The sequence below is a fragment of the Neorhizobium sp. DAR64860/K0K1 genome, from assembly GCF_050500205.1.
Taxonomy (GTDB): domain Bacteria; phylum Pseudomonadota; class Alphaproteobacteria; order Rhizobiales; family Rhizobiaceae; genus Neorhizobium; species Neorhizobium soli.
Genome location: NZ_CP191459.1, coordinates 3,147,612 through 3,171,126 on the forward strand (window position 1 = coordinate 3,147,612; position 23,515 = coordinate 3,171,126).

24 protein-coding genes are annotated in these 23,515 nt (G+C 61.5%); 20 read left to right on the forward strand and 4 right to left on the reverse strand.

All coding sequences use genetic code 11. From position 1 onward, the window contains the following. From ACQY1J_RS19875 to ACQY1J_RS19885, 3 genes are all read right to left on the reverse strand, one after another. Positions 1-1,143, reverse strand: coding sequence for an ABC transporter permease (locus ACQY1J_RS19875; protein WP_430250651.1), 1,143 nt, complete (start codon positions 1,141-1,143; stop codon positions 1-3). Then, the gene (locus ACQY1J_RS19880) at positions 1,143-2,228 is read right to left on the reverse strand and encodes a microcin C ABC transporter permease YejB (protein WP_092663919.1); all 1,086 of its coding nucleotides are present in this window, start codon (positions 2,226-2,228) and stop codon (positions 1,143-1,145) included. The genes ACQY1J_RS19875 and ACQY1J_RS19880 overlap by 1 nt, the downstream gene beginning before the upstream one ends. Before the next feature lie 201 nt (positions 2,229-2,429). Continuing rightward, entirely contained in the window at positions 2,430-4,271 is a 1,842-nt protein-coding gene (locus tag ACQY1J_RS19885) for an extracellular solute-binding protein (RefSeq protein ID WP_430250652.1), read from the reverse strand. 177 nt (positions 4,272-4,448) lie between these two features. Between ACQY1J_RS19885 and mepA the strand changes: the two genes are divergently transcribed. The 6 genes from mepA to ACQY1J_RS19915 all read left to right on the forward strand — a co-directional run bounded on the left by mepA (position 4,449) and on the right by ACQY1J_RS19915 (position 10,456). Beyond that, positions 4,449-5,522: a penicillin-insensitive murein endopeptidase gene (gene mepA, locus ACQY1J_RS19890; RefSeq protein WP_430250653.1), complete on the forward strand. Its 1,074-nt coding sequence runs from the start codon at positions 4,449-4,451 to the stop codon at positions 5,520-5,522. A gap of 101 nt (positions 5,523-5,623) precedes the next feature. Next, a complete protein-coding gene (locus ACQY1J_RS19895; protein WP_062454150.1) occupies positions 5,624-5,998 on the forward strand; it encodes a methylglyoxal synthase in 375 nt (124 codons plus the stop codon). Between the two features lie 16 nt (positions 5,999-6,014). Further along, positions 6,015-7,034 (forward strand): glucokinase, encoded by a 1,020-nt coding sequence (locus ACQY1J_RS19900; protein WP_430250654.1) that lies wholly within the window; start codon positions 6,015-6,017, stop codon positions 7,032-7,034. Between the two features lie 134 nt (positions 7,035-7,168). Next, positions 7,169-8,956 carry an ABC transporter ATP-binding protein gene (locus ACQY1J_RS19905; RefSeq protein WP_430250655.1) on the forward strand — a complete coding sequence of 596 codons (1,788 nt, stop codon included), beginning with the start codon at positions 7,169-7,171 and terminating at the stop codon, positions 8,954-8,956. A 23-nt stretch (positions 8,957-8,979) separates the two neighbouring features. Continuing rightward, complete coding sequence (gene dapB, locus ACQY1J_RS19910; protein WP_430250656.1) at positions 8,980-9,798, forward strand: 4-hydroxy-tetrahydrodipicolinate reductase; 819 nt, start codon at positions 8,980-8,982, stop codon at positions 9,796-9,798. 22 nt (positions 9,799-9,820) lie between these two features. Then, the gene (locus tag ACQY1J_RS19915) at positions 9,821-10,456 is read left to right on the forward strand and encodes a 2,3-bisphosphoglycerate-dependent phosphoglycerate mutase (RefSeq protein ID WP_062454154.1); all 636 of its coding nucleotides are present in this window, start codon (positions 9,821-9,823) and stop codon (positions 10,454-10,456) included. Positions 10,457-10,520: 64 nt separating this feature from the next. Here the strand turns inward: ACQY1J_RS19915 and phnF are convergent, their stop codons facing one another. Next, the gene (phnF, locus tag ACQY1J_RS19920) at positions 10,521-11,246 is read right to left on the reverse strand and encodes a phosphonate metabolism transcriptional regulator PhnF (RefSeq protein WP_430250657.1); all 726 of its coding nucleotides are present in this window, start codon (positions 11,244-11,246) and stop codon (positions 10,521-10,523) included. Between the two features lie 99 nt (positions 11,247-11,345). Here phnF and phnG point away from each other — a divergent pair, with 99 nt between their 5' ends. The 14 genes from phnG to phnN all read left to right on the forward strand — a co-directional run bounded on the left by phnG (position 11,346) and on the right by phnN (position 23,467). Further along, the gene (phnG, locus tag ACQY1J_RS19925) at positions 11,346-11,819 is read left to right on the forward strand and encodes a phosphonate C-P lyase system protein PhnG (protein ID WP_430250658.1); all 474 of its coding nucleotides are present in this window, start codon (positions 11,346-11,348) and stop codon (positions 11,817-11,819) included. Then, positions 11,819-12,418 carry a phosphonate C-P lyase system protein PhnH gene (phnH, locus tag ACQY1J_RS19930; protein WP_430250659.1) on the forward strand — a complete coding sequence of 200 codons (600 nt, stop codon included), beginning with the start codon at positions 11,819-11,821 and terminating at the stop codon, positions 12,416-12,418. The genes phnG and phnH overlap by 1 nt, the downstream gene beginning before the upstream one ends. Positions 12,419-12,437: 19 nt before the next feature. Then, positions 12,438-13,544, forward strand: coding sequence for a carbon-phosphorus lyase complex subunit PhnI (locus ACQY1J_RS19935; RefSeq protein ID WP_430250660.1), 1,107 nt, complete (start codon positions 12,438-12,440; stop codon positions 13,542-13,544). Then, positions 13,541-14,425 carry an alpha-D-ribose 1-methylphosphonate 5-phosphate C-P-lyase PhnJ gene (locus ACQY1J_RS19940; RefSeq protein WP_092663942.1) on the forward strand — a complete coding sequence of 295 codons (885 nt, stop codon included), beginning with the start codon at positions 13,541-13,543 and terminating at the stop codon, positions 14,423-14,425. The genes ACQY1J_RS19935 and ACQY1J_RS19940 overlap by 4 nt, the downstream gene beginning before the upstream one ends. Continuing rightward, positions 14,422-15,198: a phosphonate C-P lyase system protein PhnK gene (gene phnK / locus ACQY1J_RS19945; RefSeq protein WP_062578633.1), complete on the forward strand. Its 777-nt coding sequence runs from the start codon at positions 14,422-14,424 to the stop codon at positions 15,196-15,198. Before ACQY1J_RS19940 ends, phnK begins: the two co-directional genes overlap by 4 nt. A gap of 9 nt (positions 15,199-15,207) precedes the next feature. Continuing rightward, a complete protein-coding gene (gene phnL, locus ACQY1J_RS19950) occupies positions 15,208-15,918 on the forward strand; it encodes a phosphonate C-P lyase system protein PhnL (protein WP_092663944.1) in 711 nt (236 codons plus the stop codon). Beyond that, entirely contained in the window at positions 15,915-16,532 is a 618-nt protein-coding gene (locus tag ACQY1J_RS19955) for a DapH/DapD/GlmU-related protein (protein WP_430250661.1), read from the forward strand. The genes phnL and ACQY1J_RS19955 overlap by 4 nt, the downstream gene beginning before the upstream one ends. A 113-nt stretch (positions 16,533-16,645) precedes the next feature. Beyond that, positions 16,646-17,500 carry a phosphonate ABC transporter ATP-binding protein gene (gene phnC, locus ACQY1J_RS19960; RefSeq protein WP_430250662.1) on the forward strand — a complete coding sequence of 285 codons (855 nt, stop codon included), beginning with the start codon at positions 16,646-16,648 and terminating at the stop codon, positions 17,498-17,500. An 82-nt stretch (positions 17,501-17,582) separates the two neighbouring features. After that, positions 17,583-18,488, forward strand: a complete 906-nt coding sequence (gene phnD, locus ACQY1J_RS19965; protein WP_062454164.1) for a phosphonate ABC transporter substrate-binding protein — start codon at positions 17,583-17,585, stop codon at positions 18,486-18,488. A 150-nt stretch (positions 18,489-18,638) separates the two neighbouring features. Then, positions 18,639-19,559 (forward strand): phosphonate ABC transporter, permease protein PhnE, encoded by a 921-nt coding sequence (gene phnE, locus ACQY1J_RS19970; protein ID WP_184654341.1) that lies wholly within the window; start codon positions 18,639-18,641, stop codon positions 19,557-19,559. Then, positions 19,559-20,911, forward strand: coding sequence for a phosphonate ABC transporter, permease protein PhnE (phnE, locus tag ACQY1J_RS19975; protein WP_430250663.1), 1,353 nt, complete (start codon positions 19,559-19,561; stop codon positions 20,909-20,911). Before phnE (ACQY1J_RS19970) ends, phnE (ACQY1J_RS19975) begins: the two co-directional genes overlap by 1 nt. A gap of 113 nt (positions 20,912-21,024) precedes the next feature. Next, positions 21,025-21,738, forward strand: a complete 714-nt coding sequence (locus ACQY1J_RS19980; protein WP_430250664.1) for a DUF1045 domain-containing protein — start codon at positions 21,025-21,027, stop codon at positions 21,736-21,738. Beyond that, a complete protein-coding gene (locus ACQY1J_RS19985; protein WP_430250666.1) occupies positions 21,735-22,874 on the forward strand; it encodes an alpha-D-ribose 1-methylphosphonate 5-triphosphate diphosphatase in 1,140 nt (379 codons plus the stop codon). The genes ACQY1J_RS19980 and ACQY1J_RS19985 overlap by 4 nt, the downstream gene beginning before the upstream one ends. Beyond that, the gene (gene phnN / locus ACQY1J_RS19990; protein WP_062454168.1) at positions 22,874-23,467 is read left to right on the forward strand and encodes a phosphonate metabolism protein/1,5-bisphosphokinase (PRPP-forming) PhnN; all 594 of its coding nucleotides are present in this window, start codon (positions 22,874-22,876) and stop codon (positions 23,465-23,467) included. The genes ACQY1J_RS19985 and phnN overlap by 1 nt, the downstream gene beginning before the upstream one ends. Positions 23,468-23,515: the final 48 nt, after the last annotated feature.

The window sequence follows — 23,515 nt, forward strand, 5'->3', positions numbered from 1 at the left end:
TCACCCAAACGTCTTTCTCGGATCGAAGGCATCGCGCACAGCCTCGCCGATGAAGATCAGCAGCGACATCATGATCGACATCGTGAAGAAGGCCGTGAGGCCGAGCCATGGAGCCTGGAGGTTGTTCTTGCCCTGGGCGATCATTTCACCCAGCGACGGCGATCCGGCCGGCATGCCGAGGCCCAGAAAGTCCAGCGAGGTCAGTGTCGCAATCGAGCCCGACAGGATGAAGGGCAGGAAGGTCAGGGTCGCGACCATCGCATTCGGCAAAAGGTGCCGATACATGATCGTGGCATTGCCGACCCCCAAGGCGCGGGCAGCCCGGACATATTCGAAATTGCGGGCGCGCAGGAATTCCGCACGCACGACGCCGACAAAGCCCACCCAGGAGAACAACAGCATGATGCCGAGCAGCACGAAGAAGCCCGGCGGCAGGATGGCTGCGATGATCAGCAGGATATAGAGGACCGGCATGGACGACCAGATCTCGATGAAGCGCTGCATCAGAAGATCGACCCAGCCGCCGAAATAGCCCTGAATGGCGCCTGATGTCACGCCGATGACGGCCGAACAGATGGTGAGCGCAAGGCCGAACAGGACGGAGAGACGGAACCCGTAGATCATCCGCGCCGTCACGTCGCGCGCCTGGTCATCCGTGCCGAGCCAGTTGAGGTTGCCGAGGCTGCAATTGGGATCCTGTGTGCCCTGCGGATAGGCCTTGCAGCGTTCATCGGCAGACATCAGCCAGAAGGGTTTTGTCGGCGCCGAATGGGGGATCTGCGAATTCACCGTTTGATAGGAATAGCGGATCGGCGGCCAGATCATCCAGCCATTGGCCTCGATCTCCTGCTGGATGAAGTCGGAGCGGTAATCCGTGGTGGCGAGGAAGCCGCCGAATTTCTCTTCCGGATAATCGATCATCACAGGATAGAGGATCTCGCCCTTGTAGGACGCGACGATCGGCCGGTCATTGGCGATGAACTCGGCGGACAGCGCCAGAACGAACAGGACCATGAAGATCCAGAAGGACCAGAAGCCGCGCTTGTTGGCACGGAAATTGGCGAGCCGTCGCCGATTGGTCGGCGACATCAGCGGGCGCTTGACGGGCATTGTTTCAGGCGCGGTCGCGGCAGGTGTCTGCATCACACGTCCCTCCGCTCGAAATCGATGCGCGGATCGATCCAGGTATAGACGAGGTCGGAGATCAGGCTGACCACAAGGCCCATCAGCGAGAAGATGTAGAGCGTGCCGAACACGATCGGATAATCGCGGTTGATGATGGAGAGGTAACCGAGGCGGCCGAGCCCATCGAGCGAGAAGATGTTTTCAATCAGCAGCGAGCCTGTGAAGAAGGCCGAGATAAAGGCGCTCGGGAAACCGGCGATGACGATCAGCATGGCGTTGCGGAAGACGTGGCCATAGAGAACCTGCCGCTCGTTGAGACCTTTGGCCCGGGCGGTCGTGACATACTGTTTCTTGATCTCGTCGATAAAGGAATTCTTGGTCAGAAGCGTCGTCGTGGCGAAGGCCGATAGCGACAGCGCGATCAGCGGCAGGGTCAGGTGCCAGAAATAGTCGATGATCTTCTGCCACCAGGTGAGTTCGTCGAAATTATCCGAAACGAGACCGCGCAAGGGAAACCAGTCGAGAAACGATCCGCCCGCGAACATCACGATCAACAGGATGCCGAACAGGAAGCCCGGAACCGCATAACCGACGATGACGATGCCCGACGTCCAGACATCAAAGGTCGAGCCATCCTTGACCGCCTTGCGGATGCCGAGCGGGATCGAGATCAGATAGGACACGATCAGGATCCAGAACCCGAGCGAGATCGACACCGGCAGCTTGTCGATGATCAGGTCGATCACGGACGTGTTGCGGAAGAAGCTTTCGCCGAAATCAAAGCGCGCGTAGTTCCACATCATGTCGAGAAAGCGGGTGAGCGGCGGCTTGTCGAAACCGAACTGCTGCTCGAGCTTCTTGATGAATTCCGGATCGAGCCCCTGGGCGCCGCGATAGCGCGATTCATCGCCACCGCCGCCCTGGCCCATGAGATCGCCACCGCCGCCAGACAGGCGGTCGCCGCTATCCTGTCCCTGAACCTGCGCGATGATCTGCTCGACAGGTCCGCCGGGCGCAAACTGCACAACGAGGAAGGAGATTGCCATGATGCCGACCAGCGTCGGGATCATCAGCAGCAGGCGACGAAGAATATAGGCGCCCATCAGAGCTCCCTGCTTTTCGGCTGTGGCCCGATGCCGGACAAAACTCCGGACGCACGTCCGCTTCGCACGTCTGCTGGGACTGCTCTCGCATCACCGAAATCCGGCGCAGGGGTCAAACGGCAATCCTCATCGTAGGTGCGAATCAATCGGGTCATTTGGAACAGGTGCGCAGAAGCCACGCAAGCCCGTCAGTTTCTATGATCATTTCTTGGCCGCGGTCGACGACCATGACGAGGGGAAGCCGATACCATATTCCGGCAGCTTTGCAGGATGGGTGATCCGGTTCCAGTAGGCGATCTTTGCTTCGCCGGAGTAGAAGAGTGGAACCACGTAACGTTTTGCCAGCAACACGCGATCCATCGCCTTGACTGCGGCAATCTGGTCGTCCCGGTTCGGCGCGAAGACTATTTTCTTGATCAGGGTATCAACCGCCGGATCGGCGATGCCGGCAAAGTTGCGCGAGCCATTGCGATCGACCGACTCCGATCCCCAGTAATCCGCCTGTTCGTTGCCGGGGTTCATCGATTGCCCCCATACGTTCCAGATCATGTCGTAATCGAAGCTGCGGGTCCGATTGATATACTGCGAGGAATCAACGGTGCGAAGCCGTGCCTCTACCCCGATCTTTTTCAGACTTGCGACAAAGGGATTGACGGTACGCTCCAGAGAGGCGCTGCCGAGCAGGATTTCGAAACTCATCGGCTGTCCGGTTTTGGCATTGACCATCCGGTTGCCTTTCAACTCCCAGCCCGCCTCTTTGAAAAGGCTGATTGCCTTGCGCAGATTGTCGCGAACCTTGTTGGGGTCGCCACCGACAGGATTTGTAAACGGGGTGGTGAAGACCGATGGGGGAACCTGGTCCTTCACTTCGTTCAGGATCTCAAGCTCGCGTCCCTGCGGCAGACCGGACGAAGCAAGTTCGGTTCCCCAGAAGAAACTATCGACACGCTTGAGACCACCAAAGGCGAGGTTCTTGTTCAAATCTTCAAAATCGAGCGCGTAATTCAGTGCCTCACGGACCCTCGCGTCCTTGAACATATCGCGCCGGCCATTCGGCACGAGCGCCTGCATGATGCCGCTTGCCCTGAATGGATTGGCGAGCGCTTCCTTTTTGATGCGCCCGTCCTTCACAGCGTCGAAATCATAGCGGGTGACCCACCGGCTGGAACTGTTTTCCTGCCGGTAATCGATCGTGCCGGCTCGGAAAGCCTCGAACTCGACATCGGCATCGGAGAAATAGGTGTAGCTGACGGTCCTGAAATTATTCTGGCCGAGGTTGATGGGCAGGTCTTTACCCCAGTAGTCGTCGCGCAGTTCGAAGCGGATGGCGGATCCGGGCTGCACCGAAGCGATCTTGTAGGGCCCGGACGCCATCGTGGGCTCAAGCGTCGTGCGGGAAATGTCGCGTTGCTTGCCGGCCGCATCCTTGCCTTCCCACCAATGTTTCGGGAGGATGGGGAAGTCACCGACGATCGATGGCAGCTCGCGATTGTTTTCCTGGTCAAACCGGAAGGTTACTTCGCGGTCGCCGGTCTTCTCGACGCTTGCGACATGGCGATAATAGCCGGAATACATGGCACTCAGCTCCTTGAGCTTCGCCATGCTGAAGATAACGTCCTCCGGCGTGACCGGCTGACCGTCAGCCCATGTCGCTTCCGCTCGCAGCCTGAACGTAGCAGTCGACATGTTCTCCGGATAAGACACCGCTTCGGCCAGGAGACCATAGGTGCTGAAGACCTCGTCCTCGGACCGTTTCATCAGCGTGTCGTAAATCATACCGACACCGGCTGCGGAAGCTCCGCGGTCTATCGCCGGGTTGAGGTTGTCGAACGTCCCCTCATCCGCCAGACGCAGTTCGCCTGCCTTCGGAGCGTTGAGATCCACATAGGGCAGTTGCTTGAAATCTGGGGGCAGAGCAAGATCGCCGATGACGGCGATCCCATGCCGCCATCTGGTGCCTGCATCCTGTGCCGCAACGGATGTGCCAATGACCGCGACGGCTGCCACGGTTACAAAACCCATCTTCCACCAAGCCAAGCCCATGCAACATCCCTTTGTCATTCGTGTTGCAGTGAAGCATAGGGCAAATAACAGCAAAAGACAGGCAGCCGCTGTCACAAGCGATTTATCCGCGAAATCCGGCAGCGGATGCGATCTCCATTTCAACAAAATCGCATTCCACGGTAGAAGAAGGACTGATTTGATTTGCGGCGGATGTGCATGAGACCGATTTCTAAGACCATTCTGGGCCTGGCTGCTGCCGCTTTGTTTTGCGGCGCGATTTCCGAACCGACGTTCGCCCAGGAAGAAAAGACTGCAAAACAGCTGTTCGGATCCGTGAAACTGCCCAACCGAGGCGATGCCGAACCGTTGGGCTTTTATGCCAAGGGCTGCCAGTCCGGCGCCGTGGCCTTGCCGACGGACGGGCCGACCTGGCAGGCGATGCGCCTTTCGCGCAATCGCCGCTGGGGCAATCCGGCGATGATCTCCCTGCTGGAACAGTTCTCACGCGATGCGGCCGGTCTCGGCTGGGGCACGGGCATCCTGGTCGGCGACATTTCGATGCCGCGCGGCGGCCCGATGCCAAGCGGCCATGCCTCGCACCAGATCGGGCTCGATGCCGACATCTGGTTCACGCCGAAGCCGCAGCGGCCGCTGTCGCCGGCCCAGCGCGAAGACATTCCGTTCACCTCGATGCTCGACAAGAGCAAGTTCCTGACGGTGGACAGCCGCCGCTGGAGCCCCACCCATGCCCGTCTGGTGATGCAGGCGGCAAGCTATCCGCAGGTGCAGCGCGTTTTCGTCAATCCGGCGATCAAGAAGAAGCTGTGCGAGACCTGGTCAGGAGACCGCAGCCTGCTCGGCAAGGTGCGTCCGGTTTACGGCCATGACGAACACTTCCATATCCGCATGAACTGCCCGCCGGGCGCTGCCGGCTGCGAACGCCAGGCATCGACGCCGTCCACCGACGACTGCAACAGCAAGGCGCTCGCCTGGTGGTTTACCAAGGAGCCATGGGCGCCCCCGAAGCCTGCGGATCCGAACAAGAAGCCGGTAAAGCCGCGCCAGGTGATGCTGTCCAATCTTCCGAAGGCCTGCGCCGCAGTTCTTGGCGCGCCCTCACGCTCCGAACAGGACGCGACTTTCCAAGGTGGCGGCCAGGGCGGTGGGATGGCCTACGCGCCATCGGTACCGCTTCCTGCCGAGCCCACCGGGCTGGACACGATGACGGGCGGCGAGATGCCCGGCCCGGGCTCCGACGTTCCGCTGCCGAGCCCGCGTCCTTCCCGCTGACCGGGATTCCGTCGGGACCATCTTTTCTTCCCGCCGGAGGCAGGCTAGAAGGCCAGCATCAATCGCCAGCAATCCGATCTACGGCTTTGCAGAGGAATTCCATGTCGACGCTTCCCTGCATCGCGCTTATTGCCCACGACCTGAAGAAGGACGAGATGGCGGAATTTGCGCGCCGGCATCAGGCGGCACTATCCAAGTTTCGCATCGTCGCGACCGGCACGACCGGTGGCCGCGTTCTTGAAGCCGCTCCCAATCTCGATGTCACACGCCTGAAAAGCGGTCCGCTTGGCGGGGACCAGCAGATCGGCGCGATGATCGCAACCGGCGAGGTGGGCATGCTGATCTTCTTCATCGATCCTTTGAGCGCGCTTCCCCATGACGTCGACGTCAAGGCGCTGACGCGGCTTGCGACCGTCTACGATATCCCGATGGCGCTCAACCGCGCCACGGCAGAAAAGCTTGTTGATTTCCAGTAGGAGGAGAGAATTCGCCATGGCTGAAGTGCAACCGCACACATTCGCCTTCCCGATCCTGATCGGCGATATCGGCGGCACCAATGCCCGCTTCTCCATCCTCGTTGATGCAACGAGTGCGCCGGATCAGTTCCCGCATGTTCAGACGGCCGACTACGAGACGATCGACGATGCGATCGCCGATGTCGTCCTAAAGAACTCCGTGCACAAGCCACGCAGTGCGATCCTTGCGGTCGCCGGCCCGATCGATGGTGACGAGATCGACCTCACCAATTGCGACTGGATCGTGCGTCCGAAAAAGATGATCGGCGAACTTGGCTTCGATACGGTTCTCGTGCTCAACGATTTCGAGGCCCAGGCACTGGCCGTTGCCTCGCTGTCTGCAGCCGATCGCCAGCCGATCGGTCCGATCGCCGAAGCGACCGAGGCTTCGCGCGTCGTGCTGGGTCCCGGAACCGGTCTCGGCGTCGCAGGGCTCGTTCATGCCCGTAACACCTGGTTCCCAGTCCCCGGCGAAGGTGGGCATGTGGATATCGGTCCGCGTTCGAAGCGGGATTTCGAGATCTTCCCGCATCTGCGCCGCATCGACGGCCGGGTGTCGGCCGAAGAAATCATTTCCGGCCGCGGTCTTCTCAACATCTACAACGCCGTTTGTGCTGCCGATGGCATCGCTCCGAGCCTGGATGCTCCGCCCGAAGTGACCGAACAGGGACTTTCCGGCGAAAACCCGCAGGCGACGGAAACGATCGAGCTTTTCGTCCGCTATCTCGGTCGCCTTGCCGGTGACCTCGCGCTCATCTTCATGGCACGCGGCGGCGTCTTCCTCGGTGGCGGCATCTCGCCGCGGATCCTTGATGCATTGAAGAAGCCCGAGTTTCGTGAAGAGTTCGAAGACAAGGCGCCGCACAACGAGCTGATGAAGACCATTCCGACCTTCGTCGTCACGCATCCGCAGGCGGCCCTTGCTGGTCTCGCCAGCTTTGCGCGCTCGCCTGCGACCTACGGAATTGCGCTGGAAGGCCGTTGCTGGCAGCGGTAGTTGCGCCGGGCCGACGTGCCCGAATGCAACAGCGCGATGGAATCACCCGCGATTGGCTGGCAAAAGCCTGCCCAAGCGTTTAATAGCGCCTTCGGAAATATACTCCGGCATGACGCCGAAACGGGAACGCCCTATTGAACGCCGCAAAAGACAAGAAGCGCCACGTGGATTCCGTCACCATCGTGAGCGTGCTCAAGCGGGTGATCGCCGAGAATGGCCGGGATCACGTGCGATCCTACGCGTTTGCAATATCCTGCCTTGTCATGGTCGCCCTTTCGACAGCCTTCACGGCGTGGATCATGGAAAAGGTCGTCAACGAGGCGTTCGCAAACAAGCGGGCGGATATCGTCTGGCTGATCTGCGGATCGATCCTTGCCGCCTTCGTGCTGCGCGGGTTTGCCACCTACGGCCAGGCCGTGACGCTGTCGAAGATCGGCAACAATATCGTCGCCCGCTATCAGCGCCGGATCTACTCGCACCTGATGTCGCTGTCGGTCGGCTTCTTTGCCGAAGCCCGATCCGCCCATCTTGCAGCCCAGATCAGCCAGAACATCAACGGCGTTCGTGACGTCCTCAACCTGACGGTCACCTCCACGGCGCGCGATCTCCTGACGCTGGTCGCGCTGATCGGGGTGATGGTGACGAAGGACTGGGTCCTGTCGCTCATCGTCTTTGCCGTCGCACCGCCGCTTCTTTATGCGCTGCGCTATGTTTCCAAGCGCCTTCGCGCCGCCACAAGAGAGGCTGTTGAACAGAACAGCCGCGTGCTTGGCGCCATGCAGGAAACCATCCAGGGCATCGCCGTGGTCAAGGCTTTCACGATGGAAGGCGAACTCGACAGCAAGGTGAGCCGCATCATCAAAGCGGCAGAAGGCCGCGCCAACCGTATCGCCCGTCTGTCGGAGCGCACGTCGCCGCTGACCGAAACCTTTGCCGGTTTTGCGATCTCCAGCGTGCTGGCCTATGCGGCGTTCCGCTCGATCTATGACAACGTACCTCCAGGCGCTTTCTTTGCCTTCGTCACCGCGCTGCTGATGGCCTATGACCCGGCACGACGGCTGGCCAAGCTGCAGGTGCAGCTCGACCGTGCCGTCGTCAACGCGCAGATGATTTATGCCCTTCTCGACATGCAGCCGGCACAGCGGGAAATGGCCGGTGCCAAGGATCTCGTCGTCGACAAGGCGCGCGTCGAACTGAAGAACGTCGTGTTCTCCTACGGCAGTGGCAGCCCGATCCTGCGCGGTGTCGATCTTGTGGCTCAAGGTGGCCAGACGACGGCGCTTGTCGGTCCATCCGGCGCCGGAAAATCGACGATCATCAGCCTCATTCCCCGTTTCTACGACCCGGCGGAAGGGGCAATCCTGATCGACGGTCAAAACATTGCCGAGGTCACCAAATCGTCGCTGCGCCATCAGCTCGCCTATGTCTCGCAGCAGCCCTACCTGTTCGAAGGCACGATCCGCGACAACATCCGCTACGGCCGGCCGGAAGCGACGGATGCCGAAGTCGAAGAGGCAGCAAGACTTGCCTATGCCCACGACTTTATCCTGGCGCAGCCGCTCGGTTACGAAACGCCTGTCGGCGAAAACGGCATGAGCCTCTCCGGCGGCCAGCGGCAGCGGCTTTCGATTGCCCGCGCACTGGTGCGGAATGCGCCGATCCTGCTGCTCGACGAAGCGACGTCTGCGCTCGACAACGAGTCCGAGGCCGCCGTTCAGAAGGCGCTCGATACCGCCATGCGCGGACGCACCGTCATCGTCATCGCGCATCGTCTTTCCACCGTCGTCAAGGCCGACAAGATCATCGTGATGCACGAAGGCCGGGTGATGGAAGAAGGCACGCATGAGGTTCTTGCGCAGCGCAAGGACGGGCTCTACGCTCGCCTGAACAACCTGCAACTGCCCGTCAAAGATTTTTCGTAAACTCTCTAGGAAACCCGTCGCCCATGGCCGCAAACGACATGAAGCTTGTAGTGGTTGGCGCGGCAGGCCGTATGGGCCAGGCCCTGATCCGGATCATCCACGAGACTGACGGCGTCACGCTGCATGCCGCGATCGAACGGGAAGGCTCAGCCTTCGTCGGAAAGGATGCCGGTGATCTTGCCGGAACCGGGCCGCTTGGCATCACCGTCACCACCGATCCCCTGAAGGCGTTTCTCGACGCCGATGGCGTTCTGGATTTCACGGCACCTGACGCAAGCGTGACGTTTGCCGGGCTCGCCGCGCAGGCGCGCATCGTGCATGTGATCGGCACGACCGGCTGCGGAGCCGAGCACGAGGAAAAATTCGAGGCCGCCGCCCGCCATGCACGGGTCGTCAAGTCCGGCAACATGAGCCTCGGCGTCAACCTTCTCGGCGTTCTGACGCGCGATGCGGCAAAAGCGCTTCCTGCTATTGGCTGGGATATCGAAATCGTCGAGATGCACCACAAGCACAAGGTGGATGCGCCATCCGGCACCGCGCTGCTGCTTGGCGAGGCAGCGGCTGCCGGGCGTGGCATCGATCTTGCCACGCAGTCGGTGCGGGTGCGCGATGGCCATACCGGCCCCCGCCCTGCCGGCACGATCGGCTTTGCGACCCTGCGCGGCGGATCGGTGGTCGGCGATCATTCGGTCATCCTTGCCGGCGAAGGTGAGCTGGTGACGCTGTCGCACAGTGCCCGCGACCGCTCGATCTTCGCGCGCGGCGCGGTAACTGCTGCCGTCTGGGCGCGCGACGAAAAGCCGGGTTTCTATTCCATGCTCGACGTTCTCGGGCTTTCTTGACACTATCGGAGGAATTCAATTCATGAGCGGTACACTCGTCCTCGTTCGCCACGGCCAGAGCGACTGGAACCTGAAGAACCTTTTCACCGGCTGGAAGGATCCCGAGCTTACTCCGCTCGGCATTCAGGAAGCCGAGACCGGCGGCCAGGCGCTTGCCGATACCGGCATCAAGTTCGATATCGCCTTCACCTCCGACCTCAAGCGAGCCCAGGATACGCTGAAGATCGTGCTCGACAAGCTCGGCCAGACCGACCTTGAAACCATCCGCGACCAGGCCCTGAACGAGCGCGACTACGGCGATCTCTCCGGCCTCAACAAGGACGATGCGCGCGCCAAGTGGGGCGAGGAACAGGTGCATATCTGGCGCCGTTCCTACGACATCCCGCCGCCAGGCGGCGAGAGCCTGCGCGACACCGGTGCCCGGGTATGGCCCTATTACATGACCGAGATCCTGCCGCGCGTGCTTCGCGGCGAAAAGGTTCTCGTTGCCGCCCACGGCAATTCCCTGCGCTCGCTGGTGATGGTGCTCGACCGTCTCAGCAAGGAAGAGATCCTCAAGCTCAACCTCGCGACCGGCGTGCCGATGGTCTACGTACTGAACGCGGATTCGACCGTCGCTTCCAAGAAGGTTCTGGGCGACATGTCCGCCGCCCACTAAGACGCGCCAAGTCTTCAAGATCGCGCCGGCTCGCATGGACAATGCGGGCCGGCGTTTGCATTTGTCAGTTTTCGATCGTGAACTGCACCATGTCGGCCGGAAAGCGGCTGATCGCATACTGAACGGGAACGCCATCCGGATCTGCGTTCAACGCGCGCGTGACCAGCATGATCGCACCCGGCGACAACTCCAGATCCGCAAGGTCGCCGCTGTCTGCGTGCACAGCCGTGATTTCGGTCGAGACGCGGAGATAGTCGGTCAAGCCGAGCGCCACGAAGGCCGCGGTGATCGAGCCGCTGTCGCGATAGGCCTCTGCGATCCCTGCAAAGCGTTCGGCCGGGAACCAGGCGGTTGCCCGTGATACCGGACGGCGATCCGCCTTGCGCAGGGTTTCAAGCCGGATCACGGCAGCACCGACAGCAAGCTGCAGGCGCGACGCCAGATCCGATGTCGCCGGTTCCTCGGATGCCGCCAGCAGCAGACCTTCCTTTTCCTTGGCCTGATCGCCGATGCCCTCGCTGAACCGCGTGCGCCTGGAAATCGGGAAATTCAGCCGTTCCTTGCGCTCGATCAGCGTTCCCCGCCCCTGAACCGCCCGCACAATGCCCTCCTGCGCCAGCGCTGCCAGCGCGCTTCTGACCGTATGGCGGTTCACGCCGAACTCGGCCGCCAGCGCAATCTCCGGCGGCACCTTGCCGGTGGAATCGTAATCGCCGTTCGCGATCGCCGTGCGGATGCGGTCGGCTATCTGCCGCCACAACGCGACGCCGCTCTGCCTTTGAACAATCACCCGATCAGCACCCCTGTCACACGCTTGTTATACCCCACCTTTATTGGTACATGTAATTTGTATGGTTGTCTATATAAATAGACATTTAGGAGATGGCCGATGGATCTTGCGGGAAATCACAAGGCGCTGGCGGAACCGGAAAAGCGGCGCCGCTGCATCGAGCTTCTGGCGCAGACTTCGTGCGACGAACTGAAGGCCGCGTGGAACGGGCTGGCAGAAAAGCCCACCGTCAAACCGGTGCGCGGACCGGAGACCGGTCTGGTGATGGTTCGTGGCCGGATCGGCGGCGGCGGCTCGCCCTTCAATCTCGGCGAAGCAACGGTCACCCGCGCAACCATCCTTCTTGCCACCGGCACGGCGGGCCATGCCCAGGCGCTTGGCACCGACAAGGAGAAGGCGCGGCTGTCTGCGATCTTCGATGCGCTGTGGCAGGAGGCGGAGACCCGCGTTTTCGTCGAAACGGCGCTTCTTTCACCGACGGAAAGCCGCATCGCCACTGAGGACAGACAGAAAGCCGAAGAGACCGCGGCGACCCGCGTCGACTTCTTCACAATGGTACGGGGAGACGATTGATGGCCGTCCATACGCAAGCACTCGCCGGTGGGTTTGCCGACCCGGTCTTCCAATCCCAGACCGTTTTCAAAACGCTGATGGACGGAATGGCGCGGCCCGGAACAATCTACGACGCCGCGCTCCAGGCCGGTCAGCCCGAACCGCTCGGCAATGCGGCTGGCGCGATTGCTCTGACGCTCTGCGATCACGATACCCCCGTCTGGCTGAGTGCCGGGCTTGCAAAATCTGCGATGCCGGAATGGATCGGTTTCCATACGGGTGCACCGATCACCCGAGAAAAGGCGCAGAGCAGCTTTGCCTTCATCGAAGCCGGGATAGCGCCCTCTTCCTTCGGCCTGTTTGCCGCCGGTACCCAGGAATACCCGGATCGATCCACGACCCTGATCCTCGAGGTCTCGGCTCTTGGCGACGGCGAAGAACTGAGCCTGACCGGACCGGGGATCCTCGGCACCAAAACGGTCGCAGTCTCGGGACTGCCGGATATGTTCGGGAGGCTTTGGGACGACAACAGGGCGCTCTTTCCCCGCGGAGTCGACGTCATCCTCACCGCCGGAGCGCAGTTCCTGTGCCTGCCGCGCACCACCCGGATTGCCGGCTAAGCCGAAGGAGATCAAACCCATGTATGTTGCAGTCAAGGGTGGCGAGGCCGCCATCACCAACGCTCACGCATTGCTTGCCGACCGTCGTCGCGGAGACCGGTCACTTCCAGCCCTCACGATCGAGCAGATCGCCGAACAGCTTGGCCTTGCCGTCGACCGGGTGATGGCGGAAGCCTCGCTCTATGATCGGTCGCTCGCAGCGCTTGCGGTGCGCCAGTCGCGTGGCGATCTGATCGAGGCGATCTTTTTGCTTCGGGCCTACCGCACCACGCTGCCCCGCTTCGGTTCTTCCGTCCCGGTCGATACCGCGGCCATGAAGGTCGAGCGGCGCGTCTCGGCGACCTACAAGGATTTGCCGGGCGGCCAGCTGCTCGGCCCTACTTTCGACTACACGCACCGGCTTCTCGATCCCTCGCTGCTGACGGATGAGGTGGTCGCCGATCCTGCACGCAAAGAGGCGTCCGGCGAGGAGATCATGCGCGTTTCCGACATTCTCGCACATGAAGGACTGATCGAGCCGGACGGCGACCTGCCCGATGACCATGCGGCACGGGACCTGACCCGCGAGCCGCTGGAATTCCCAATGGGTCGTGACCTCAGGCTGCAGGCTCTGGCCCGCGGCGACGAGGGCTTTCTGCTGGCGCTCGGCTACTCGACCCAGCGCGGCTATGGCCGCAACCACCCATTCGTCGGCGAGATCCGGATCGGCGAGGTGGAGGTGGAAATGGACATGCCGGAACTCGGCTTCCCGGTCTCCCTCGGTCGCATCCAGCTGACCGAGTGCCAGATGATCAACCAGTTCAAGGGCTCCTCCATAGCACCGCCGCAGTTTACCCGTGGCTACGGGCTCGTGTTCGGGCAGAGCGAGCGTAAGGCGATGTCGATGTCGCTGGTGGATCGCGCCCTTCGTGCGGAAGAGCTTGGCGAGGACATTACCGCGCCGGCGCAGGACGAGGAATTCGTCATTTCGCACTCCGACAATGTGCAGGCGACGGGCTTCGTCGAACACCTGAAATTGCCCCATTACGTCGACTTCCAGGCGGAGCTTGCCATGGTGCGCAAGATGCGCGCCGAGATTGAGGCCGCTTGCCATGCCGATACCGAGATGAAGGATGCTGCCGAATGAGTGCCGATCTCGCCACCTACAATTTCGCCTATCTGGACGAACAGACGAAACGGATGATCCGCCGGGCGATCCTGAAAGCGATCGCCATACCCGGCTACCAAGTGCCGTTCGCGTCGCGCGAAATGCCGATGCCCTATGGCTGGGGTACCGGTGGCGTGCAGGTGACGGCCGCGATCATCGGCCCGGACGATGTGCTGAAGGTCATCGACCAGGGCGCCGACGACACGACCAATGCGGTCTCGATCCGCGCATTCTTCCAGAAGGTCGCCAATGTCGCTGTCACCACCCACACGAAGGATGCGACGATCATCCAGACGCGCCACCGCATTCCCGAGCAGAAGCTGACCGAGGGCCAGGTGCTGGTCTATCAGGTGCCGATCCCGGAACCGCTGCGTTTCCTCGAGCCGCGCGAAACCGAGACCCGGAAAATGCACGCGCTCGAAGAATACGGGCTGATGCATGTGAAGCTTTACGAGGACATTGCCCATAACGGCCGCATCTCCAAGACCTATGCCTATCCGGTCAAGGTAGACGGTCGTTATGTGATGGATCCCTCGCCGACCCCGAAATTCGACAATCCGAAAATGCACATGTCCGATGCGCTGCAGCTGTTCGGCGCCGGACGTGAGAAACGGATCTATGCGGTTCCGCCGCATACCGAAGTGGTCAGCCTGGATTTCGAGGACCACCCGTTCGAGATCCAGACATTCGAGCAGGATTGCGCGCTTTGCGGCGCACACGGGGTCTATCTCGACGAAGTGGTGCTCGACGACCAGGGCGGGCGGATGTTCGTCTGCTCCGATACCGACCATTGCGAAGACCGCCGCGAACACGGCCATGTCGGCGAGATGCTCGCCCCCAACCAGGAGGCTGCGGAATGAGCGACAATCCCCTTCTCAAAGTCAGCGGCGTGTCGAAATTCTATGGCAGCCGGATCGGTTGCCAGGATGTCAGTTTCGATCTGTGGCCGGGCGAAGTGCTGGCCATCGTCGGCGAATCCGGTTCCGGCAAGACGACGTTGCTCAATTGCCTTTCGACCCGGCTGATGCCGAGCGCCGGCAGTGTCGAATACCGGATGCGCGACGGCAATTTCCGCGATCTCTATCACATGAGCGAGGCCGAACGGCGGTTCCTGATGCGCACCGACTGGGGTTTCGTGCACCAGAACCCGGCCGATGGTTTGCGCATGACGGTTTCGGCGGGCGCCAATGTCGGCGAGCGGCTGATGGCGGTCGGTGACCGGCATTACGGCAAGATCCGCGAAACGGCGACCGACTGGCTGGGACGCGTGGAAATCTCCGCGGATCGCATCGACGACCAGCCGCGCGCCTTTTCCGGCGGCATGCGCCAGCGTCTGCAGATCGCCCGCAATCTCGTGACAGGTCCGCGCCTCGTGTTCATGGACGAACCGACCGGCGGCCTCGACGTCTCGGTACAGGCACGGCTGCTCGACCTTGTGCGCGGTCTGGTCAACGATCTCGGTCTCTCGGCCATTGTCGTCACTCATGATCTCGCGGTCGCCCGCCTTCTCTCGCACCGGATGATGGTGATGAAAGACGGTCATGTGATCGAACAGGGGCTCACCGACCGTGTCCTCGACGACCCTCGCGAGCCCTACACGCAGTTGCTCGTTTCCTCGATTCTCCAGGTATAGGACAGACCGATGGCCACTCCACTCGTCGTCTCGGAAGTCTCCAAAAGCTTCATCATGCACCTGCGCGACGGCATCAAGCTGCCGGTCGTCAACGACGTCAGCTTTTCCGTTGCCGGCGGCGAATGCGTCGTGCTCGGCGGCCCCTCGGGGATCGGCAAGAGCTCCATCCTGAAAATGCTCTACGGCAACTATGCCGTCGATGCGGGCCAGATCCTGGTGAATCACCGCGAGAAGATCGTCGATATCGCGGCAGCAGATCCGCGCACGATTATCGAGGTTCGCCGGCATACGATGGGTTACGTCAGCCAGTTCCTGCGCACCGTGCCGCGCGTCGCGGCAGTCGACGTGGTCGCAGAGCCGCTCGTTGCCCGCGGTATCGATGCGGCGGAAGCCAAGGACAGGGCGGTCGAACTGCTCGCCAGGCTGAACCTTCCGCGCGAACTCTGGTTACTTCCGCCCGCCACCTTTTCCGGCGGCGAGCAGCAGCGCGTCAACATTGCCCGCGGCTTCATCACCAGCCACCGCATTCTGCTTCTCGACGAGCCGACCGCATCGCTCGACGCGACCAACCGGCGGGTTGTGATCGAGATGATCGCTGCCAAGAAAGCCGAGGGCGTTGCCATGCTCGGCATCTTCCACGACGAAGAGGTGCGCGAGGCCGTTGCGGACCGTATTCTCGATGTCAGTGCGTTTTCACCACGAAAGGCAGTTGCCGCATGAGTGCCAAGGTCGGTATCAACCCCGTTATCCACGCGACGGCGAGCGTCAGCAATTCGACGATCGGTCGCTACACGGAAATCTCCGAGCGCTGCCGCATCGACGAGGCCGAGATCGGCGACTACTCGTACATCATGCAGGACGGCTCCATCTGGTGCGCGACGATCGGCAAATTCGTCAACATGGCCGCTTCCGTGCGCATCAATGCGACGAACCATCCGACATGGCGGGCAACGCTGCATCACTTCACCTATCGTGCCGCCAACTACTGGGACGACGCGGAAAACGAGACCGACTTCTTCGAGTGGCGACGCGACAACCGTGTGACGATCGGCCACGACGTGTGGATCGGCCATGGTGCCACCGTGCTGCCGGGCGTGACGGTCGGCAACGGCGCGGTGATCGGCGCCGGAGCCGTGGTGTCGAAGGACGTTGCCCCCTATACGATCGTCGGCGGCGTGCCGGCCAAGCTGATCCGGGAGCGTTTCACGAGGGAGGTCGGCGACGGCATGGATCGCCTCGCGTGGTGGGACTGGGATCACCAGACGCTGCGCACGGCACTCGACGATTTCCGGGCGCTATCTGCCGAAGCCTTCCTCGCGAAATATGCGGCGTAGCAGGGCGTTCAAGCCGGGTAAACATGTAACAAAACCTACATAAAACCGACATTCAGGGTTCATGAACGAAGTCTAATCCCATCCTCACCAGGCAATGGGACGGATTGAAAAACATGAAGTTTGAACTGAGGAATGTCACCCGACGTTTCGGCGACCATATCGCAGTCAACGCCGTCAGCGTGGAGATACCTCAAGGTCAGATGGTCGGCGTCATCGGTCGCTCCGGCGCCGGAAAATCGACCCTCCTGCGCATGATCAACCGCCTGCAGGAGCCGAGCTCCGGTTCCATCCGGTTTGGCGATCTCGAGGTTTCCGCTCTCAAGGGCTCCGGGTTGCGCAACTGGCAGCGCGACTGCGCGATGATCTTCCAGCAGTTCAATCTCGTGCCACGTCTTGACGTCATGACCAACGTGATGCTTGGCCGGTTGAACCACCGCTCCACCATCATGAGCCTTCTCAACATCTTTACCGACGACGAGCGGATGGCGGCGATCGCAGCTCTCGAGCGTCTCGGTATCGAGCAGACTGCCATGCAGCGGGCCGGCACGCTTTCGGGCGGACAGCAGCAGCGCGTGGCCATCGCCCGCGCCCTGATGCAGGCCCCGAAAATGCTTCTGGCCGATGAGCCGATCGCCTCTCTCGACCCGCTCAACGCCAAGATCGTGATGGACGCGCTGCGCGACATCAACGAGCGCGAGGGCATTACCGTCATTACCAACCTGCACACGCTCGATACGGCGCGCGCCTATTGCGAGCGGATCATCGGGATGGCCGGCGGCCGCGTCGTCTTCGACGGCACGCCGTCGCAGCTGAATGCTCAGGCCGTCAGCGAGATCTACGGATCGGACCGCGATGGTGCCGGCATCGACGAGACGATGACCTCGACCAGCATCAACAATCCCGTGGCCCCTGCGGCTGCGGGCAAGCAATCGGCCGGAATAGGCAGCCTGGCAAGCGCCAGGGCCTGAGCCGCATCCAGATCGTCTGCCCACGTTAAGGGCGCGTTGCTTCACGACCCAACTCCGGATGATCCGGAAACAGGAGATCACCATGTTCAGAAAAACTATGCTTGCTGCCGCGACGCTCAGCCTGCTCGCCGGTTCCGCCCTTGCCCAGGACGTCAAGGTTCTGCGCATCGGTCTCGACGGCTCGGAAAACGAAGCCGACCAGATCCGCAACACCCAGTGCGTTGCCGATGGCCTGAAGGCTGCGACCGGCGTATCCGAAGTGAAGCTGTTCCCGTCGCCGAACTATAACGGCGTTATCCAGGGCCTGCTTGGCGGCACGATCGACATTGCTTCGATGGGTGCGGCTTCCTATGCCGCCATCGCCCTCAAGGACGACAAGGCCGTCGACCCGATCCTGACCTACACGGGTTCGGACGGCTCCAGCGGTTACTACTCGATCATGGTTGCCCGCAAGGACAGCGGCATCAAGACGCTGGCTGACCTGAAGGGCAAGAAGATCGGCTTCGCCGATCCGGATTCGACCTCGGGCTATCTCGTCCCGAATGTCGCGCTGCCGAAAGAAATCGGCATGCCGGTCAAGCAGTATTTCTCCGAAACCGGCTTTGGCGGCGGTCACGAGAACCTGGTTCTCGCAGTCCTCGACAAGAAGTTCGATGCCGGCACGACCTTCGGTTCGGGCGTTGGCAAGTGGGAAGAAGGTTATAGCGGCGGCAACCTGCACCAGATGGTCGCCAAGGGTAACCTCGACATGGACGATATCGTCCAGGTCTGGAAGTCGCCGCTGATCCCGAACGGTCCGCTGATGGTCTCCAACAAGGTTCCGGCCGACATGAAGGCCAAGGTCAAGGCCTTCTTCATGGAACTGCCGAAGAAGAACCTCGCCTGCTTCCAGTCCTTCACCCAGGGCAAGAACAAGGATTACATCGAAGTCAATCCGGCCTTCTACCAGACGATAGTCGACGCCCGTAAGTCCGTTATCGGCGGCTGATCACCCTTCAAAAGACCTGGCGGCGGCATCTGCAGAAGGTGCCGCCGTTCTGCAACGAGAGACACGGGCATGGCGACGATCAGCAAACAGACGACCGGAAACCTCGGCGGGGACCCCGCTAGCAGACTGGGGCCGGCGGCATCGCTGATGATGCAGCATTACCGGCAGCAGCTGCGAACCCGCCGCGTCTATACCGCTGTTACGATTGGCGTGTTTCTGGTCGTGCTGTTCGCATCGCTGAAATTCGCCAATGACGCCAATGCGGGCAAGTTCTTCGAACGCCTGCCCTATATGTTCGATTTCATTCGCAGCTTCGTGCCTGACAGCCCGATGGAAATCATCCGGGCGATGTTCGACCTTCCCTCCCCTTACGCCGACGGCTCGCTGAAATACGACTACACGGCGGATCGCCACTATATTACCGACACGTTCTACATCCCGAATTTCTTCTACCAGCTGATCATCACCATCAATATCGCGCTGGTTTCGACGATCATCGGTTCCGCCATCGCCTTTCTGCTCTGCTTCTTCGCGTCCACCAATCTTGTCGGCGCCGGGCCTGTGCGTTTCGTCGTTCGCCGCATCATGGAAATCCTGCGTGCCTTTCCGGAAATCGTCATTGCCGGACTTCTGACGGCGATCCTGTCGATCGGGCCGATTGCGGCGATCATCGCGATTACCGTCCACACGATCGGCGCGCTCGGAAAGCTGTTCTTCGAGGTGGTCGAGAATTCGGACATGAAGCCGGATGAAGGTTTGCGGGCCGCCGGTGCGTCTTGGGTCGAGCGGGTACGGTTCGCGATTGTTCCTCAGGTGCTTCCGAATTTCGTCTCCTACACGCTGCTGCGCGCCGAGGTAAACGTGCGCGCCTCGACCATTATCGGTGCGGTCGGTGGCGGCGGTATCGGCGAGGTGTTCCGGCTGGCGATCGGTCGCGATCATGCGGCCAAGACCTATGCGATCATCATCCTGCTGCTCGTCAGCGTCATTGCCATCGACCAGTTCTCGTCATGGCTTCGCCGCCGGCTGATCGGCCAGCAGTCCTTCGAACTTGGCAGGGGAGCAGCCTGATGCCATCGGTACCTGCCATCAATGCATCCGACAGAGAGCGCCTGCGCGAAACCTATCCGCAGGTGTTTCACCGGTCCTTCCTGCAGCGCTACGGACTGCTGATCGGCTCCGGACTGATCCTCGCCTATCTGGTTGCCTGCTTTTTCGCCTTCAATGTGGGTCCCGCCTTCAGGAACGGCCAGTGGGACCGAGCCTCGCTCTATCTCCAGGACTGGTATTCATGGCGTGCCCAGCCGCGCCTGCGGTTCCAGGACGACGGCACCGTCAAGCCGCAGTGGTCGAGCCGTGGACAGTATGCCGAAGGTTCTAACATTTCCTGGCTGAAGCCAACCGAAGGCGGTGGCTACCGCGTGACCTATGGCAGTGAGGCAGACCGTCTGGATGTGACGCCGGGCCGGGTCGATGTCTATCTGAACGGCACGGTCTATCCGGTCACCATCGACAGCAACGCAGCGACTGCGCCAGCCGATGCGCCTTCGGCTCTCCGCCAAGACGGAGCCAAGGTGCTGGTCGATTACGGCTTCGAGGGTCAGGCGGAAATCCGCCCGGCACAGGTCTATGTGCAGCGTCGCTTCCTTGGATGGGCAAACTTCCTGTTCGACACCAAGTCGGCATTCTGGGGCAAGAGCTGGGGCGAGCTCGCACATCTTGCGACGATCGGTGAGCGGCTGGATCCGGCACGCTCGAACATCGGCTACATGCGCGACGACTTTCTCGGCAACAATGTCTGGCAGCACGCGGACATTCTGTCGAAACTGCTTCAGACGCTGGTCATGGCCTTTGTCGGCACGCTGCTCGGGACGCTGTTCGCCTTCCCGCTCGCCTTCATCGCGGCGCGCAACATTACCCGCAACCGGGCCGCCAACTGGGGCATGAAGCGCTTGTTCGACTTCCTGCGCTCCGTCGACATGCTGATCTGGGCGCTGTTCTTCACCCGCTCCTTCGGCCCAGGACCGATCCCCGGTATCGCGGCGATCTTCTTCACGGATGCGGGTGCGCTCGGCAAGGTCTATTCGGAAGCGGTCGAGAATGTCGACGACAAGCAGCGCGAGGGTGTCAAATCGGTCGGCGCGCCCTCCGTCATCGTCAACCGCTTCGGCGTCGTGCCGCAGGTGCTGCCGGTGTTCATCTCCCAGTCGCTGTATTTCTGGGAATCGAACACCCGTTCGGCGACTGTTATCGGCGCCGTCGGTGCAGGCGGCATCGGCCTCAAGCTGCTCGAAGCGATGGGCACCAATGCGGACTGGGACAAGGTTGCCTACATGGTTCTACTGATCCTGATGGTGGTCTTCCTGTTCGACAATGTGTCCAACGCGATCCGCTCACGTCTGATCGGTGGCCCGACACATTAAAAGGTTGCCGCATCATCATTCTGTCATGGAAATCTTTTAGCCGAAGGCTGTCTCGAGGCGCGACAGATGGTTAGTCTCGGGACGTCGCCCTTTCCTGATTCCGGAACCATGCCTTGCGATATGCTCTCTACTTTTCGCCCGCAGCGGATCATCCGCTGACGAAGACCGCCTCCCGTTGGCTTGGCCGCGACGCCTTCAGCGGGGAGCGCTTCGAGACAGCGGTCGTGGATGGCATTTCCGCTGAGGATGTGCACGCGCTGACGGCCGATCCGCGGCGCTACGCCTTTCATGCGACGCTGAAGGCGCCGTTCGAGCTTGCCGAAGGACGCAGCGAGGCCGAACTGCTCAACGCTTTCGAGAGGTTTGCGGCGGCGACACCGGGTTTCGACATTCCGAATGCCGTCATCGGCCAGCTCGGCCGTTTCTTCGCTCTGGTGCCTGACCAGGTCTATCCGGAACTGCAGGCCTTTGCCGCCCGCGTGGTCCAAGATTTCGAGCCGTTCCGCGCGCCGCTTTCGGATGCCGATATTGCCCGGCGCAAACCGGAGAACCTTTCACCCGAACACCGCGACAACCTGATGACCTGGGGCTACCCCTACGTCATGGACGAGTTCCGCTTTCACATGACGCTGACCGGACAGGTCCCGCCCGAACAGGCGCCTGCCATGCGCAAGGCGCTTGAAACCAGATTTGCAGATTTTACCAACGCACCGCTCTCCATCAACGGAGTTGCGCTCTTCGTAGAGCCCGAGCGGGGCGCAGATTTTACAGTTCACCGCTGGCTGCCCCTGGCGCCCGCCTCCGATATCAGAAAGACGACCCCATGACCGTCGAGACCGTATTCACAAATGCCCGTATCGTGCTGGAGGACAGCATCGTGACCGGCTCCATCCAGATCCGGGACGGCAAGATCGCAGACATCTCCAGTGGCACGGCACAGGCTGGCGAGGACTTCGAGGGCGATTACCTGATCCCCGGGCTTGTCGAACTCCATACCGACCATCTGGAGCAGCACTATTCGCCGCGTCCGGGCGTGCGCTGGAATGCGACGGCGGCGATCCAGGCGCATGACGCACAGATCGCTTCTTCCGGCATCACCACCGTGTTCGACTGCCTGCGGATGGGATCGGACGAGGATGGCGGCTTCGAGCAGGGCGAGATGCGGGACATGGCAGACGCCATCCAGGCCGCCGAGCGCCAGGGCCGCCTTCGGTCCGAGCATCTTATCCACCTTCGCTGCGAAGTTTCGGCCGACAATGTGCTCGATCACTTCGCCGATTTTGCCAACGACCCTTATGTCAGGCTCGTTTCGCTGATGGACCATGCTCCGGGCCAGCGGCAGTTCCAGACGATGGACCAGTACATTTTCTACTACCAGAAGAAGCGCGGGCTTTCCGACGAGGCCTTCAAGATCTTCATCGAAAAGCGCGTCGAGGAGTCCGAGCGCAATTCGACGCCGCACCGCATCGCCATCGCGAAGGTCTGCGCCGATAACGGCATTACGGTTGCCAGCCATGACGATGCGACGCTTGCGCATGTGGACGAGGCGATCGGCAACGGTGTGAAGCTCGCCGAATTCCCGACCAGTCTCGATGCCGCCAAGGCCTCGCACCAGGCCGGCATGAGCGTGCTGATGGGCGCGCCCAATATCGTGCGGGGCAAGTCGCATTCCGGCAATATTGCCGCCCGCGATCTGGCTGAGAAAGACGTGCTCGACGTGCTTTCGTCCGACTACGTGCCACTCAGCCTGCTCTACGCGCCGTTCATCCTGGCAGACGAGGTCGACAGCATCTCGCTGCCGAAGGCGATAGCCATGGTGAGTGCGACGCCTGCCCGCACCGTCGGCCTCGACGATCGCGGCCGGATCGCCACCGGCCTGCGCGCCGATCTGGTCCGGGTTCATCGTCCGGAGGGCGTGCCGGTGGCGCGTGCCGTGTGGCGCGAAGGTCGGCGGGTCGCCTGATGGACGGCCGCCCGGCGAATAGCGACAGTGGCAAAAGCGGCGTGATCGTCGTCGTGGTCGGCCCGAGCGGTGCGGGCAAGGACACGCTGATGGCGGAGGCTGCGCGGCATTTTGCGGATCGTGACGACGTGGTGTTTGCCCGCCGCACAATCACCCGGGACCCGGCGTCCGGCGGCGAGGACCACGACGGTGTCTCGGAGGACGAGTTCGCTGCGTTGGAAAAAGCCGGACGCTTTGCCGTGTCCTGGAATGCGCATGGGCTATCCTATGGCATTCCTAAGGATACGCTCGATGCCGTCGAAGGTGGCAGTCTGGTCATCGCCAATGGCTCCCGTTCGGCGCTTGCACACTTCCACTCAGCGTATCCGGCCATGCTGGTCATCAACGTCATTGCCTCGCGCGACGTGCTCGCCGCGCGGCTCGAAGCGCGGGGACGGGAATGCCGCGAGGACATCCTGCGGCGTCTCGAGCGCGGCTCCCTCACTGTCGATGGCGACTATTCGGTCGTAACGATCGACAACAGCGGGTCCCTGAGCGAAGCCGCCCAGACACTGATCGACACGCTGGAACGACGTCTTTTCCGGCGCGTGTGATTTTGCGACTATCTTCACGACGGGCACTTTACAGTCCCGATTTTGCCT

Excerpts from the sequence above, each read along its gene's own strand:
- ACQY1J_RS19875 (WP_430250651.1), bottom strand. The coding sequence starts at position 1,143 with ATGCAGACACCTGCCGCGACCGCGCCTGAAACAATGCCCGTCAAGCGC.
- ACQY1J_RS19880 (WP_092663919.1), bottom strand. The coding sequence starts at position 2,228 with ATGGGCGCCTATATTCTTCGTCGCCTGCTGCTGATGATCCCGACGCTG.
- ACQY1J_RS19885 (WP_430250652.1), bottom strand. The coding sequence starts at position 4,271 with ATGGGCTTGGCTTGGTGGAAGATGGGTTTTGTAACCGTGGCAGCCGTC.
- mepA (WP_430250653.1), top strand. The coding sequence starts at position 4,449 with ATGAGACCGATTTCTAAGACCATTCTGGGCCTGGCTGCTGCCGCTTTG.
- ACQY1J_RS19895 (WP_062454150.1), top strand. The coding sequence starts at position 5,624 with ATGTCGACGCTTCCCTGCATCGCGCTTATTGCCCACGACCTGAAGAAG.
- ACQY1J_RS19900 (WP_430250654.1), top strand. The coding sequence starts at position 6,015 with ATGGCTGAAGTGCAACCGCACACATTCGCCTTCCCGATCCTGATCGGC.
- dapB (WP_430250656.1), top strand. The coding sequence starts at position 8,980 with ATGGCCGCAAACGACATGAAGCTTGTAGTGGTTGGCGCGGCAGGCCGT.
- ACQY1J_RS19915 (WP_062454154.1), top strand. The coding sequence starts at position 9,821 with ATGAGCGGTACACTCGTCCTCGTTCGCCACGGCCAGAGCGACTGGAAC.
- phnG (WP_430250658.1), top strand. The coding sequence starts at position 11,346 with ATGGATCTTGCGGGAAATCACAAGGCGCTGGCGGAACCGGAAAAGCGG.
- phnH (WP_430250659.1), top strand. The coding sequence starts at position 11,819 with ATGGCCGTCCATACGCAAGCACTCGCCGGTGGGTTTGCCGACCCGGTC.
- ACQY1J_RS19935 (WP_430250660.1), top strand. The coding sequence starts at position 12,438 with ATGTATGTTGCAGTCAAGGGTGGCGAGGCCGCCATCACCAACGCTCAC.
- ACQY1J_RS19940 (WP_092663942.1), top strand. The coding sequence starts at position 13,541 with ATGAGTGCCGATCTCGCCACCTACAATTTCGCCTATCTGGACGAACAG.
- phnK (WP_062578633.1), top strand. The coding sequence starts at position 14,422 with ATGAGCGACAATCCCCTTCTCAAAGTCAGCGGCGTGTCGAAATTCTAT.
- phnL (WP_092663944.1), top strand. The coding sequence starts at position 15,208 with ATGGCCACTCCACTCGTCGTCTCGGAAGTCTCCAAAAGCTTCATCATG.
- ACQY1J_RS19955 (WP_430250661.1), top strand. The coding sequence starts at position 15,915 with ATGAGTGCCAAGGTCGGTATCAACCCCGTTATCCACGCGACGGCGAGC.
- phnC (WP_430250662.1), top strand. The coding sequence starts at position 16,646 with ATGAAGTTTGAACTGAGGAATGTCACCCGACGTTTCGGCGACCATATC.
- phnD (WP_062454164.1), top strand. The coding sequence starts at position 17,583 with ATGTTCAGAAAAACTATGCTTGCTGCCGCGACGCTCAGCCTGCTCGCC.
- phnE (WP_184654341.1), top strand. The coding sequence starts at position 18,639 with ATGCAGCATTACCGGCAGCAGCTGCGAACCCGCCGCGTCTATACCGCT.
- phnE (WP_430250663.1), top strand. The coding sequence starts at position 19,559 with ATGCCATCGGTACCTGCCATCAATGCATCCGACAGAGAGCGCCTGCGC.
- ACQY1J_RS19985 (WP_430250666.1), top strand. The coding sequence starts at position 21,735 with ATGACCGTCGAGACCGTATTCACAAATGCCCGTATCGTGCTGGAGGAC.
- phnN (WP_062454168.1), top strand. The coding sequence starts at position 22,874 with ATGGACGGCCGCCCGGCGAATAGCGACAGTGGCAAAAGCGGCGTGATC.